The organism is Streptomyces sp. NPDC012825 (assembly GCF_042900925.1).
Taxonomy (GTDB): Bacteria; Actinomycetota; Actinomycetes; order Streptomycetales; family Streptomycetaceae; genus Streptomyces.
The window spans coordinates 1,032,629-1,046,523 of record NZ_JBIBBZ010000001.1; the positions used below are offsets into that span (position 1 = coordinate 1,032,629).

Below are 13,895 nucleotides of genomic sequence, written 5' to 3' on the forward strand. Positions count from 1 at the left end.
GCCGGGAGTCGAATTGTCAACCGAGGAATTTCGGAACGAACAACAATTCATCACCGATCTCTACGCCCGACTCGACGACCTGAGGGACCAGGCCGAGGCCGCCGTCGACCGTGCCCTGCGCACCCCCGGCACCGGCGGCAACCAGGGCCGGCTCGAACGGGACGTGATGGTCGCCGAGCAGTCCGGGCTGCTCGCCGCGCTCAACGCGGGGGAGGGCGGGCTCTGCTTCGGCCGGCTCGTCTTCCGCGACGGCCGCGACCACCACATCGGACGGCTCGGCATCCGCGAGGACGACCCGAACCGCACCCCCCTCGTCGTCGACTGGCGCGCCGAGGTCGCCCGCCCCTTCTACCTCGCCACCGGGTACGAGCCGATGGGCCTCTCCCGCCGCCGCCACATCGGCACCACCGGCCGCACGGTCACCGCCCTCCACGACGAGGTCCTCGACCTCGCCGACGCCACCCGCACCGGCCACGAGAGCCGCGACGCCGACGAGGTGCTGCTCGCCTCGCTCGACGCCGCCCGCACCGGCCGCATGCACGACATCGTGCAGACCATCCAGGCCGAGCAGGACGCCATCATCCGCTCCCCGCACCGCGGCGTCCTCGTCGTCGAGGGCGGCCCCGGCACCGGCAAGACCGCCGTCGCCCTGCACCGCGCCGCGTACCTCCTCTACGCCCACCGCGAGCAGCTCGCCCGCCGGGCCGTCCTCATCGTCGGCCCCAACCCCGCCTTCCTCGGCTACATCGGCAACGTGCTGCCCTCCCTCGGCGAGACCGGAGTCCTCCTCGCCACCCCCGCCGAGCTCTTCCCCGGCGTCCGCGCCACCGGCACCGACACCCCCCGCGCCGCCGCCGTCAAGGGCTCCGCCGCCATGGCCGACGCCCTCGCCGCCGCCGTACGGGACCGCCAGCGGGTCCCCGAGCGCGGCGAACCCCTCGTCGTCCCGCACGACGACGGCGACCTGGTCGTCGACTGGGACATGGCCCTGGAGGCCCGCCACAAGGCCCGCGAGACCGCCCTCCCGCACAACCTCGCCCGCCCCTACTTCGTCTTCCGGATCCTCGACGCCCTCGCCGAGCAGCTCGCCGACCGCATCGGCGCCGACCCCTACGGCGGCCCCAACTTCCTCGGCCCCGACGACATCGCCCTGCTCGCCAAGGGCATCGCCGCCAACCCCGAGGTGTACGCGGCCCTCGACACCCTCTGGCCCGCCCTCACCCCGCGGGAGTTCCTCGCCGACTACCTCGCCGACCCCGCCCACCTGCCCGACGCCGACGCCGCCGCGATCCGGCGCGAGGACGGCGAGTGGACCCCCGCCGACGTGCCCCTCCTCGACGAGGCCGCCGAACTCCTCGGCCACGACGACTCGGCCGCCCTCGCCGCCGAGGAGGCCGAGCGGCAGAAGCGGATCCAGTACGCGCAAGGCGTCCTCGACGTCTCCTACGCCTCCCGCACCTACGAGTTCGAGGACAAGGAGGAGCGGGACAAGGACGCCTCCGAGGTCCTCTCCGCCCACGACGTCATCGACGCCGAGCGGTTCGCCGAGCGGCACGAGGAGGCCGACCACCGCACCGCCGCCGAGCGGGCCGCCGCCGACCGCACCTGGGCCTTCGGGCACATCATCGTGGACGAGGCCCAGGAGCTCTCCGCGATGGCCTGGCGGCTCCTCATGCGCCGCAGCCCCAGCCGCTCCATGACCCTGGTCGGCGACCCCGCCCAGACCGGCGACCCGGCCGGCGTCGGCGCCTGGCGGGACATCCTCGGCCCGTACGTGGAGGACCGCTGGGAGCTGGTCCGGCTCGGCGTCAACTACCGCACCCCCGCCGAGATCATGGCCGTCGCCGCCGAGGTCCGGCGCGAGGCCGACCCCGGCTTCGAGCCGCCCGGCTCGGTCCGCTCCACCGGGGTCGAGCCCTGGGACCGCACGGTCGAGGACCCGGTGAAGGAGGCCGCCGACGCGGTCGCCGCCGAGCGGCGCCCCGACGGGCGGCTCGCCGTGATCGCCCCGCCGGAGCTGCACCCCGCCCTGGCCGGCGCCCTCCCGGACGCCGGCCGCGGCCCGGCCCCCGACCTCACCCGGCCGGTGGTCCTGCTCGACCCCCGGCAGGCCAAGGGCCTGGAGTTCGACACGGTCCTCGTCGTCGACCCGGACGGCATCCGGGCCGGCGCCCCGCACGGCGTGAACGACCTGTACGTGGCGCTGACCCGGGCCACCCAGCGACTCGGCGTGATCAGGCCGGCCGGGTCCTCAGCGGCGTCGTGACCTTCAAGCCGGCCTGAGCCACACCGTCGCCAGCGGCGGCAGCGTCGTCCGCACGCTGGACGAACGCCCGTGCCACGGCACCGACTCGGTCTTCACCGGGTCGGCGCCGACCACGTCCGAGCCCCCGTACCGGGCCGCGTCCGTGTTCAGCACCTCCGTCCAGGCCGCGAAGGTGTCCGGCACCCCGAGCCGGTAGTCGTGCCGCACCACCGGCGAGAAGTTCGACACGGCGAGCAGCGGCGAGCCGAGGCCGTCGAAGCGCAGGAACGCGAAGACGTTGTCGTCGGCCGCGTCCCCGACCACCCACTCGAACCCCTCGGGCGAGGTGTCCCGCTCCCACAGCGACGGCGACGCCGTGTAGACCGTGTTCAGGTCGCGGACCAGGTTCTGCACGCCCCGGTGGTCGGCCGCCGCGCCGTACGCCGGGTCGAGCAGCCACCAGTCCGGGCCCTGGTCCGCCGACCACTCCCCGCCCTGCGCGAACTCCTGCCCCATGTACAGGAGTTGCTTGCCGGGGTGGGCCCACATGAAGCCCAGGTAGGCGCGGTGGTTGGCCCGCTGCTGCCACCAGTCGCCCGGCATCTTCGACACCAGCGACCGCTTGCCGTGCACCACCTCGTCGTGCGAGATCGGCAGGATGTAGTTCTCGCTGTACGCGTACACCATCGAGAACGTCATCTCGTCGTGGTGGTACTTCCGGTGCACCGGCTCCTTCTGCACGTACTCCAGGGAGTCGTGCATCCAGCCCATGTTCCACTTCATGCCGAAGCCGAGGCCGCCGAAGCCGCCCGGACCCACCTGGTCCGTCGGCCGCGTCACCCCGTCCCATGCCGTGGACTCCTCCGCGAAGGTCACGATCCCCGGGCAGCGCCGGTACACGGTCGCGTTCATCTCCTGGAGGAACGCCACCGCGTCCGGGTTCTCCCGGCCCCCGAACTCGTTCGGCACCCACTCGCCGTGCTCGCGCGAGTAGTCCAGGTAGAGCATGGAGGCGACCGCGTCCACGCGCAGGCCGTCGATGTGGAACTCCTGGCACCAGTAGACGGCGTTGGCGACGAGGAAGTTCCGCACCTCCTTGCGGCCGTAGTCGAACTCCAGCGTCCCCCAGTCCGGGTGGTGCGACCGGCGCGGGTCCTCGTGCTCGTACAGGGGCCGCCCGTCGAACTCCGCGAGCGCCCAGTCGTCCTTCGGGAAGTGCGCCGGGACCCAGTCCATCAGGACCCCGATCCCCGCCCGGTGCAGCGCGTCCACCAGGTACTTGAAGTCGTCCGGGGTGCCCAGCCGGGCCGTCGGCGCGTAGAAGCCGGTCACCTGGTAGCCCCACGAGCCGCCGAAGGGGTGCTCGGCGACCGGCATGAACTCCACGTGCGTGAAGCCGAGGTCGCGCACGTACGCGGGCAGCTGCTCGGCCAGCTCGCGGTAGGTGAGCCCCGGCCGCCAGGACGCCAGGTGCACCTCGTACACCGAGAGCGGGGCCTCGTGCGCCGGGCGGGCGCCCCGCCGCTCCATCCACTCGCCGTCGCTCCACGCGTGGTGCGACTCGGTGACGATCGACGCGGTGTTCGGCGGGCACTCGGTCCGCCGGGCCATCGGGTCCGCCCGCAGCGTGTGCGAGCCGTCGGGCCGGGTGATGTCGTACTTGTAGACCGTGCCCTCGCCGAGGCCGGGCACGAACAGCTCCCACACGCCCGTCGAGCCGAGCGAGCGCATCGGCAGGCCCGTACCCCAGCACGTGAACCCGCCGGTGAGCCGCACCCCGCGCGCGTTCGGCGCCCAGACCGCGAAGCGGGTGCCGGCCACGCCCTCGTGCGTCATGATCCGGGAGCCGAGGGCCGTCCACAGCTCCTCGTGCCGGCCCTCCCCGATCAGGTGCAGGTCGAGGTCGCCGAGCGAGGGCAGGAAGCGGTACGGGTCCTGCACCTCCAGTTCGGGCCCTTCGTCGTAGCGGACCCGCAGCTCGTACGCCGGCACCTTCCGCAGCAGCGGCAGCAGGCCGGAGAAGAGGCCGTCCCCGTCGTCGTGGAGCACGACCCGGCGCCCCCTGGTGACGACGGCGACCTCCCGGGCGAACGGGCGCAGCACCCGCACGACCACCCCGCCGCGCACCGGGTGCGCGCCGAGCACCCCGTGCGGGTCGTGGTGCTCCCCGGCGAGCAGCCGGGCCCGGTCGCCCGGGTCGAGCGGGGGTGCCTTCCGCACGGCGGGCCGCTCCGGCGCCGGCCCCTTCCGCACGGCGAGCAGGTCCGCCGCGGACGCCTTCCTGGCAGTGGCCGCCGCGGGTGCCTTCTTGGCAGTGGACGTCTTTCCTGCGGATCGGGCGGTCACGGGGATGCCTCCTGGAGGACGGGGAAGGGAGAGGGGGGATTCGGGGGGAACACGCCTGTGGAACGGGCCGCGGGCACGCCGGGACACTCGGCCGAACGGGGCCGGTGGGGGTTCCCGCGGGTGGGAGGGGGCCCGGAGGACGGGCCCGCTGCTCCGAACGGGGTACTCACGGGATCGCCGCCAGACGCTCGATCGCCGCCATCGGCACCGGCAGCCAGTCAGGCCGGTGCCGCGCCTCGTACACGACCTCGTACACCGCCTTGTCGGTCTCGTAGGCGCGCAGGAGCGCCGGGTCCGAGCGCGGGTCGGCGCCCGCCGCCTCCGCGTAGCCGGTGCAGAAGGCGTCGCGGCAGCGGGCCGCCCAGTCGGCGTTCCAAGGCCGGTGGGTGCGGGCCGCGTAGTCGAAGGAGCGGAGCATCCCGGCGACGTCGCGGACCGTGGGCTGCGGGCTGCGCCGCTCGTCCAGCGGCTTCGCGGGCTCGCCCTCGAAGTCGATGACCGCCCAGGCCCCGTCGGAGCCCCGCAGGGTCTGCCCGAGGTGCAGGTCGCCGTGGATGCGCTGGAGGGCGCCCGCTTCGGCGGCGCCGCTCGCCGCCGCGAAGACGGCCCGCAGCCCCGGCACGTGCGGCAGCAGCGCGGGCACGGCCTGCGCCGCCGCGTGCAGCCGCCGGTCCATCGCGTCGGCGAGCAGCTCGGCCTCGGCCTTGCCGAGCCGCCGCGTCGGCAGCGCCCCGGCGAGCGCCAGGTGCACCTCGGCCGTGGCGCGGCCCAGCGCCCGCGCCTCGGCGGTGAACTCCCGCCCCTCGGCCAGCGCGTCGAGCGCGAGCCGCCAGCCGTCCCGGGAGTCCCGCAGATATGGCTGGAGGACGCCGAGGGTCGCGGCCCCCGACTCGAACCAGGCGACCGGCGCGGGCACCCGGGCGCAGCCGGCCCGGCTGAGCGCGAGCGGCAGCTCCAGGTCGGGGTTGGCGCCCGGACTGACCCGGCGGAAGATCTTCAGGATGTACGCGTCCCCGTAGACGAGCGAGGAGTTGGACTGCTCGGCGTCGAGCACGCGGGGCGCGAGCGCGGCCGGCAGGGCGGTGGTGGCGTGGAAGCGCAGCGGGCCGGTCCGGCCCGGGGTGCGCAGCCGCTCGTAGAGGAGGCCGGCGAGCCGCGGGTCGCGCAGCCCCTCGTAGACGGCCCGCCCGGCGAACGGCCCCTGCCGGATCCGCCCGATCAGGGCGGGGGCGAGGCGGGGCGGCAGCTGGGCCCGTACGCCCAGGAGCAGTTGGTAGCAGTCGGAGGGCGAACCGGACGGGCGGCCCGGCTGTTCGACCCGTACGAGCAGATGGAGGAGGCCGGGCCCCGGGCCGTCCAGCGGCAGCAGCTCGGTGGCTGCTTCCAGTGTGAATCCGGTGACCCGGCGGCCCTTGCCCGCGAACCAGCGCTGCCGTGGCAGCCATTCGTGGAGCAGGGGGGCGAGGGACGGAAGGAGGGCGTCCGGGGCCCGGGTGTCGGATGCGGTCTCCGGCATGGCATCGCGTCCTTTCCCCGGGGCGCGCAGTTGACTTTCGTATACGTTCAAATGCGCAGAGTGTCCCGGATGGAGGCTTGAAGTGTCCGGAAGTGCGGGACGTGTCGGAAAGGGAAGATCCGTATGGGCCCGGGAAGAAGGCCCGTATGGACCTGAATCGTGCTGTCGTTCACAGTGCCCCCGGCGGGACGGGCGAAACCGCCCCGCCGCGGACGTGGCCGAACCGCCGCGGTCTCAGGCCTTCTTGAGGCGGAACCAGTAGAACCCGTGTCCCGCGAGGGTCAGGAGGTACGGGAGTTGCCCGATGGCAGGAAACTTCACGCCACCGATCAGCTCCATGGGGTGCAGACCGGCGAAGCGCCGCAGGTCCAGCTCGGTCGGCTGCGCGAACCGCGAGAAGTTGTTCACGCACAGCACCAGGTCGTCGCCGTCCTCGCGCAGGAACGCGAGCACCGCCGGGTTCGACGCGGGAAGCTCCGTGTACGTCCCCGTGCCGAAGGCCCGGTTCTGCTTGCGGATCTCGATCATCCGCTTCGTCCAGTGCAGCAGCGACGACGGCGAGGCCATCCCCGACTCCACGTTGGTCACCTGGTAGCCGTGGACCGGGTCCATGATGGCCGGAAGGTAGAGCCTGCCCGGGTCGCAGGAGGAGAAGCCGGCGTTCCGGTCGGGCGTCCACTGCATCGGGGTGCGCACCCCGTCCCGGTCGCCCAGCCAGATGTTGTCGCCCATGCCGATCTCGTCGCCGTAGTACAGCACCGGCGAGCCGGGCAGCGAGAAGAGCAGCGCGGTGAACAGCTCCATCTGGTTGCGGTCGTTGTCCAGGAGCGGGGCGAGTCGGCGCCGGATGCCGATGTTGGCCCGCATCCGAGGGTCCTTGGCGTACTCGGCGTACATGTAGTCGCGCTCTTCGTCCGTGACCATCTCGAGCGTCAGCTCGTCGTGGTTGCGCAGGAAGATGCCCCACTGGCAGCCGGACGGGATCGCCGGCGTCTTCGCCAGGATCTCCGAGACCGGGTAGCGGGACTCGCGCCGCACGGCCATGAAGATCCGCGGCATGACCGGGAAGTGGAAGGCCATGTGGCACTCGTCGCCGCCCGACCGGAAGTCGCCGAAGTAGTCGACGACGTCCTCCGGCCACTGGTTGGCCTCGGCGAGCAGCACCGTGTCCGGGTAGTGCTCGTCGATCTCCTTGCGGACCCGCTTCAGGAAGGCGTGGGTGGCCGGGAGGTTCTCGCAGTTGGTGCCCTCCTCCTGGTACAGGTACGGCACCGCGTCGAGCCGGAAGCCGTCGATCCCCAGGTCCAGCCAGAACTTCAGCGCGGACAGGATCTCCTTCTGCACCGCAGGGTTCTCGTAGTTGAGGTCCGGCTGGTGCGAGAAGAACCGGTGCCAGTAGTACTGCTTGCGCACCGGGTCGAAGGTCCAGTTGGAGGTCTCCGTGTCGACGAAGATGATCCGGGCGTCCGGGTACTGCTTGTCGTCGTCGGCCCAGACGTAGTAGTCGCCGTACGGCCCGTCCGGATCGCGCCGCGACTCCTGGAACCACGTGTGCTGGTCGCTGGTGTGGTTCATGACGAAGTCGATGACCACGCGCATGCCGCGCTGGTGCGCCGCGTCCACGAACTCCACGAAGTCGGCGAGGTCGCCGAACTCCGGGAGCACGGACGTGTAGTCGGCTACGTCGTAACCACCGTCGCGCAGCGGGGACTTGAAGAACGGCGGCAGCCAGAGGCAGTCCACGCCCAGCCACTGGAGGTAGTCCAGCTTGGACGTGATGCCCTTGAGGTCGCCGACGCCGTCGCCGTTGCTGTCCTGGAAGGAGCGGACGAGGACCTCGTAGAAGACGGCCCGCTTGAACCAGTCGGGATCGCGGTCCTTGGCGGGGGTGTCCTCGAACTTGTCGGGGACGGGCTCGTTGACAGTCATGAGGTGGGTGACCCTCCGGTCTGCGGGGACGGTCGCAGGGCCAGTACGTGCGCGGGCGCGACGCCCGGTTCCAGGCGCACGTAGTTGGACCTGCCCCAGTGATAGGTCTCGCCGGTGAGCTCGTCGCGCACCGGTGCGGTCTCGTGCCAGTCGAGGCCGAGTTCCGGCATGTTCAACGAGACCGTCGCCTCCTGGGTGTGGTGCGGGTCGAGGTTGACGACCACCAGAACGGTGTTCGAACCGGAGCGCTTGCTGTACGCGATCACCTGCGGGTTGTCCGCCTCGTGGAAGGTCAGGTTCCGCAGCCGGCGCAGGGCCGGGTGACGGCGCCTGATCCGGTTCAGGGCGGTGATCAGCGGGGTGATCGTCCTGCCCGCGCGCTCCGCCGACTCCCAGTCACGGGGCCGGAGTTCGTACTTCTCCGAGTCCAGGTACTCCTCGCTGCCCGCCCGCACCGGGGTGTTCTCGCACAGCTCGTACCCGGCGTACATGCCCCAGGACGGCGAGAGCGTCGCCGCGAGCACCGCCCGCGCCTCGAACGCCGGCCGGCCGCCCTCCTGGAGGTAGCCGGGCAGGATGTCCGGGGTGTTCACCCAGAAGTTCGGCCGCATCTGCGCGGCCGTCTCCCGGGACAGCTCCGTCAGGTACTCCGTCAGCTCCTGCTTGGTGTTCCGCCAGGTGAAGTACGTGTACGACTGCTGGAAGCCGACCGCGCCCAGGGTCCGCATCATCGCGGGCCGCGTGAACGCCTCCGCCAGGAAGACCACGTCCGGGTCGGCCCCGTTGATCTCCCCGATCACCCGCTCCCAGAACACCACCGGCTTGGTGTGCGGGTTGTCGACGCGGAAGATCCGGATCCCGTGGTCCATCCAGTGCCGCAGCACCCGCACGGTCTCCTCGACGATCCCGTCCATGTCCTTGTCGAACGCGATGGGATAGATGTCCTGGTACTTCTTCGGCGGGTTCTCCGCGTACGCGATCGAGCCGTCGGGACGGTGGTGGAACCACTCCGGGTGCTTCTCCACCCACGGGTGGTCCGGCGAGCACTGGAGCGCGAAGTCGAGCGCGATCTCCAGGCGCAGCTCCCGGGCCCGCGCCACGAAGGCGTCGAAGTCCTCGAAGGTGCCCAGGTCCGGGTGGAGCGCGTCGTGCCCGCCCTCCGGCGAACCGATCGCCCACGGCACGCCCACGTCGTTCGGCGACGCCGACAGGGAGTTGTTGGGGCCCTTGCGGTGGGTCTCGCCGATCGGGTGCACCGGCGGCAGGTACACCACGTCGAAGCCCATCGCCGCCACCGCCGGCAGCCGCTCGGCGGCCGTGCGGAAATCGCCCGGAACCATGCGCCCGTCGATTCTCCGCGCCCCCTCCGAGCGCGGGAAGAACTCGTACCACGAGCCGTACAGGGCCCGCTCCCGCTCCACCCGGAGGGGGAACTTCGGTGAGGAGGTGAGGAGTTCGCGCAGCGGGTGCCGGTCCAGGACCTCCGTCACCCGGGGGGCGAGGGCCGCCGCGAGCCGCACGGCGGCGGGGCGGGACGGGTCGCGCAGCGTGTCCGCCACCGCGAGCACGGCCTCCCGGCCGCCGCCCTTCTTCGGAACGCCCTTCGCGGCCCGCTCGTGCAGCTCGGCCCCCTCGGCGAGGACCGGCTCGGAGTCGATCCCGGCCGGGATCTTGATCTTCGCCGCGTGGCGCCAGGTGGCGATCGGGTCGCTCCAGGCCTCGACGGCGTACGTCCAGGAGCCCTCGACGTCCGGGGTGACCTCGGCCCCCCACCGGTCGGTGCCCGGGGCCAGTTCGCGCATCGGGATCCAGGGGCCGGGCCGGCCCGACGGGCCGCGCAGCACGACGTTGGCGGCGACCGCGTCGTGTCCCTCGCGGAAGACGGTCGCCGTCACCTCGAAGGTCTCTCCGGCCACCGCCTTCGCGGGGCGCCGGCCGCAGTCGACCAGTGGGCGGACGTCCAGTACGGGAATGCGTCCCATGAGCGGATTCACAGCATCACCTGACGGGTTACGGGGGTGCGGGTGGTGGTGCGCTCTTTCTAGCTCCGCCGACGGCCGGCGGGTCGGGGGCGTGCCCTCTCCCGTCCGCGTTCACCCGGACGGTCGATCGACGGGGGTGAAAGGGGGTCAGGAACGGGCACGCGCCGGGCGTTACCGGAGGAGCCTTCCCATGGTGCACCCTCGGGCAATCCGGCGCTTTGTTAACTACCGGGTCGTAGCAAATCGGGCCAGTACTGAAGTCGGACACGAAGCCGTCACCACCCCTGTGGCCACAGGAGGTTGCTCCCGACCGTCCCGTCACAGAGCTGTCCGTACCCGTCGGTTCCCGTTGCTCCGAACCGGTCGGGGCTACCATCGGAGCGGCATGCCGGACACACAGCGTGGTGCGTCCGCTCCGGTCCGTACTCGCCTGCGAAGGTGGAACACGTGAAGGCAATCCGTCGATTCACCGTGCGTCCCGTCCTCCCCGACACCCTTCGACCCCTCGCCGACCTGGCGCGCAACCTGCGCTGGTCCTGGCACGAACCCACCCGGGCCCTCTTCGACTCCCTCGGCACCCCCGGGCCGGGCGCCCCGCCCGGCACCGACCCCGTCAGGATCCTCGGCGCCCTCGAAGCCCCCCGGCTCGCCGCGCTCGCCGCCGACCAGGACTTCCTGGCCCGGCTCCGCGCCGCCGCCGACGACCTCGACGCCTATCTGCACGCCCCCCGCTGGTACCAGGAGCAGTCCGGCGACCTGCCCGCCGCCGTCGCCTACTTCTCGCCCGAGTTCGGCGTCGCCGCGGCCCTGCCCCAGTACTCCGGCGGCCTCGGCATCCTCGCCGGCGACCACCTCAAGGCCGCCAGCGACCTCGGCGTCCCCCTGATCGGCGTCGGACTGCTCTACCGGCACGGCTACTTCCGCCAGTCCCTCGGCAGGGACGGCTGGCAGCAGGAGCAGTACCCCGTCCTCGACCCCGGCGAGCTGCCCGTCACCCTGCTCCGCGAGCCCGACGGCACCCCCGCCCGCGTCACCCTCGCCCTGCCCGGCGGCCGCAGCCTGCACGCCCACCTGTGGACCGCCCAGGTCGGCCGCGTCCCGCTGCTCATGCTCGACTCCGACGTGGAGGAGAACGCCCCCGGCGAGCGCGGCGTCACCGACCGCCTCTACGGCGGCGGCAGCGAGCACCGGCTTCTCCAGGAGATGCTCCTCGGCATCGGCGGCGTCCGCGCCGTCCGCACGTACACCCGGCTCACCGGCCACCCCGTCCCCGAGGTCTTCCACACCAACGAGGGCCACGCCGGCTTCCTCGGCCTCGAACGCATCCGTGAACTCCAGGGCGAGGGGCTCGACTTCGACAGCGCCCTGGAGTCCGTCCGGGCCGGCACCGTCTTCACCACCCACACCCCCGTCGCGGCCGGCATCGACCGCTTCGACCGCGCCCTGGTCGCCCGCCACCTCGGCGAGGACGGCGCCCTGCCCGGCGTCGACACCGGCCGCGTCCTCGCCCTCGGCGACGAGACCCCCCTCGGCGGCGAACCCGGCGTCTTCAACATGGCCGCCATGGGCCTGCGCCTCGCCCAGCGCGCCAACGGCGTCTCCACCCTCCACGGCGCCGTCAGCCGCGCCATGTTCGCCGGACTATGGCCGGGATTCGACCCCGGAGAAGTACCCATCACGTCCATCACCAACGGCGTCCACGCCCCCACCTGGGTCGCCCCCGAGGTCGGCCCGCTCGGCCCCGACGCGAGCGACCGGGAGCTGTGGGACCTGCGCCGCACCCTGCGCGAACGGCTCGTCGCCGACGTACGGGAACGGCTGCGGGCCTCCTGGCGGCAGCGCGGCGCGGCCGCCGCCGAACTCGGCTGGACCGAGTCCGTCCTCGACCCCGACGTCCTCACCATCGGCTTCGCCCGTCGCGTCCCCTCGTACAAGCGGCTCACCCTGATGCTGCGCGACAAGGACCGGCTGCGGTCGCTGCTGCTCCACCCCGAGCGGCCCGTGCAGCTCGTCGTCGCCGGCAAGGCCCACCCCGCCGACGACGGCGGCAAGCGGCTCGTGCAGGAACTCGTCCGCTTCGCCGACGACCCCCGGGTCCGGCACCGGATCGTCTTCCTGCCCGACTACGGCATGGCGATGGCCCGCGGCCTCTACCCCGGCTGCGACGTCTGGCTCAACAACCCCCTGCGCCCCCTGGAGGCCTGCGGCACCAGTGGCATGAAGGCCGCCCTCAACGGCTGCCTCAACCTCTCCGTCCTCGACGGCTGGTGGGACGAGTGGTTCGAGCCCGACTTCGGCTGGGCCATCCCCACCGCCGACGGCGCGGCCGCCGCCGACGAGGAGCGCCGCGACGACCTGGAGGCCGCCGCCCTCTACGAGCTGATCGAGCGCCGGGTCGCCCCCCGCTTCTACGACCGCGGCCCCGACGGCGTCCCGGCCGCCTGGACGGCGATGGTCCGGCGCACCCTCGCCGACCTCGGGCCCCGGGTCCTCGCCGACCGCATGGTCCGCGAGTACGTCGAGCGGCTCTACGCCCCCGCCGCCTCCGCCCGCCGGGCGCTCACCCCGGCCCGGGCCCGCGAGCTCGCCGCCTGGAAGGCCCGGGTCCGGGAGGCCTGGCCCGAGGTGACCGTCGACCGCGTCGAGGTCGGCGACGGCCTCGCGGACGACGCGACCGACGCGGAGCTGGGCGCCACCCCGGTCGTCCGGGTCCGCGTCGCCCTCGGCGCGCTCGCTCCCGACGACGTCGAGGTCCAGGCCGTCACCGGCCGGGTCGACGCCGACGACACCCTCACCGCCACCCGCACGGTCGCCCTCAAACCGGCGGGCGGCCCCGACCTGGAAGGCCGCCTCCCCTACGCGGGCACCCTGGAACTCGACCGCACCGGCTCCTTCGGCTGCACGGTCCGCGTCCTGCCCACCCACCCCCTCCTCGCCCACCCCTCCGAACTGGGCCTGACGGCCCTGCCGGAGGAGACGACGGGGGAGGGGGCGGGGGTGCTGCTGCGGTAGGGGCCCGGCGGGTGTCCTGAACCGTGGTGCCTCGCTCCCGGGGCGCCACGGTTCTCAGGACCCGCCTCCGGACGGCTCCGTCACGGTGAGCCTGTCGGGGTCCTCGGCTTCCCAGAAGGCGCCACCGCCCGCGACGGGACGCAGGACGTAGATCGACCCCTTCCGGACGTCGGTCACGATGGCCTTCCTGCCGGTGGCCTCGTCGCGTACCCGATCGCCCACCCAGGGCTTTCCGTCCTTCACGCCGTTTCCTCCTCCAACTCGGCCCAGACCTGTTTGCCCCAGCGGTACAGCTCGGTGCCCCACTGCTCCGTCAGCGCGTCGACCAGCACCAGTCCCCGTCCCCGGAGCTGGTCGCCGTTGGAGTCCGTCCGCAGCACGGGAACGGTCTTGGAGCGGTCGACCACGCCCACACGGACCCTGTTCGCCGAGGGTCGGGAGACGAGCACCCGGATCGACGGAAGCCGACCGTGGTCGACCGCGTTGGAGACCAGTTCGGTCACCACGAGGGTGGCGTCGTCGATCAGCGACTCCAGGCCCCAGACGGTCAGCGCCGCACGAACCAGCCTGCGAGCGGCTACCGCGCTCTGCGGTTCACGCGGAAGGGTCTGGGAGTACCCGGGGTGCCCTGTGGGGCGAGACGTGGCAGTCACAGTCATCAGGACCTCGATGGGGTGGGGGAACCGCTCGTGGCCTTCCCCGAGCGGCTACGGCCTTGCCCCAGTGAACGACCGGCCGGTCTCTGACAGGAGGAAAAATTCCGTGAGTGTGGCTCCGGGCCGACCGGAAGAACCAGCTGGCCCCATCTCCGGCAGCGGGAAGCGTTGGAGGCGGTGTTCGGCTGCACCGCCGAGGAACTGGGTTT

Annotated in this window: 8 protein-coding genes; 2 read left to right on the forward strand and 6 right to left on the reverse strand. The window is 72.7% G+C overall.

Annotation, left to right across the window (positions count from 1 at the left end):
* Positions 1 to 13: 13 nt before the first annotated feature.
* Entirely contained in the window at positions 14 to 2,266 is a 2,253-nt protein-coding gene (locus ACFY7E_RS05005) for a HelD family protein (protein ID WP_389480795.1), read from the forward strand.
* A gap of 3 nt (positions 2,267 to 2,269) precedes the next feature.
* Here the strand turns inward: ACFY7E_RS05005 and glgB are convergent, their stop codons facing one another.
* The 4 genes from glgB to ACFY7E_RS05025 form a co-directional block, all read right to left on the reverse strand.
* Complete coding sequence (gene glgB / locus ACFY7E_RS05010) at positions 2,270 to 4,591, reverse strand: 1,4-alpha-glucan branching enzyme (RefSeq protein ID WP_389480797.1); 2,322 nt, start codon at positions 4,589 to 4,591, stop codon at positions 2,270 to 2,272.
* A 166-nt stretch (positions 4,592 to 4,757) separates the two neighbouring features.
* A complete protein-coding gene (locus ACFY7E_RS05015) occupies positions 4,758 to 6,107 on the reverse strand; it encodes a maltokinase (protein WP_389480799.1) in 1,350 nt (449 codons plus the stop codon).
* Between the two features lie 234 nt (positions 6,108 to 6,341).
* Positions 6,342 to 8,036, reverse strand: a complete 1,695-nt coding sequence (gene treS / locus ACFY7E_RS05020) for a maltose alpha-D-glucosyltransferase (RefSeq protein WP_389480802.1) — start codon at positions 8,034 to 8,036, stop codon at positions 6,342 to 6,344.
* Positions 8,033 to 10,018: an alpha-1,4-glucan--maltose-1-phosphate maltosyltransferase gene (locus ACFY7E_RS05025; RefSeq protein ID WP_389480804.1), complete on the reverse strand. Its 1,986-nt coding sequence runs from the start codon at positions 10,016 to 10,018 to the stop codon at positions 8,033 to 8,035. Before ACFY7E_RS05025 ends, treS begins: the two co-directional genes overlap by 4 nt.
* Positions 10,019 to 10,465: 447 nt before the next feature.
* On the opposite strand from ACFY7E_RS05025, the gene glgP reads away from it, so the two are divergent.
* Positions 10,466 to 13,030 carry an alpha-glucan family phosphorylase gene (gene glgP / locus ACFY7E_RS05030; RefSeq protein WP_389480807.1) on the forward strand — a complete coding sequence of 855 codons (2,565 nt, stop codon included), beginning with the start codon at positions 10,466 to 10,468 and terminating at the stop codon, positions 13,028 to 13,030.
* A 54-nt stretch (positions 13,031 to 13,084) separates the two neighbouring features.
* Here the strand turns inward: glgP and ACFY7E_RS05035 are convergent, their stop codons facing one another.
* Together ACFY7E_RS05035 and ACFY7E_RS05040 are read right to left on the reverse strand one after the other, a co-directional pair.
* On the reverse strand, positions 13,085 to 13,273 hold the full coding sequence (locus ACFY7E_RS05035; RefSeq protein WP_389480810.1) for a hypothetical protein: 189 nt from the start codon (positions 13,271 to 13,273) through the stop codon (positions 13,085 to 13,087).
* Positions 13,270 to 13,689 carry an ATP-binding protein gene (locus tag ACFY7E_RS05040; RefSeq protein WP_389480812.1) on the reverse strand — a complete coding sequence of 140 codons (420 nt, stop codon included), beginning with the start codon at positions 13,687 to 13,689 and terminating at the stop codon, positions 13,270 to 13,272. The genes ACFY7E_RS05035 and ACFY7E_RS05040 overlap by 4 nt, the downstream gene beginning before the upstream one ends.
* Between the last annotated feature and the right edge of the window lie 206 nt (positions 13,690 to 13,895).

Bases quoted from the DNA above. Each gene is read 5' to 3' on its own strand.
- ACFY7E_RS05015 (WP_389480799.1), bottom strand. From the start codon at position 6,107: ATGCCGGAGACCGCATCCGACACCCGGGCCCCGGACGCCCTCCTTCCG.
- treS (WP_389480802.1), bottom strand. From the start codon at position 8,036: ATGACTGTCAACGAGCCCGTCCCCGACAAGTTCGAGGACACCCCCGCC.
- ACFY7E_RS05025 (WP_389480804.1), bottom strand. From the start codon at position 10,018: ATGGGACGCATTCCCGTACTGGACGTCCGCCCACTGGTCGACTGCGGC.
- ACFY7E_RS05040 (WP_389480812.1), bottom strand. From the start codon at position 13,689: ATGACTGTGACTGCCACGTCTCGCCCCACAGGGCACCCCGGGTACTCC.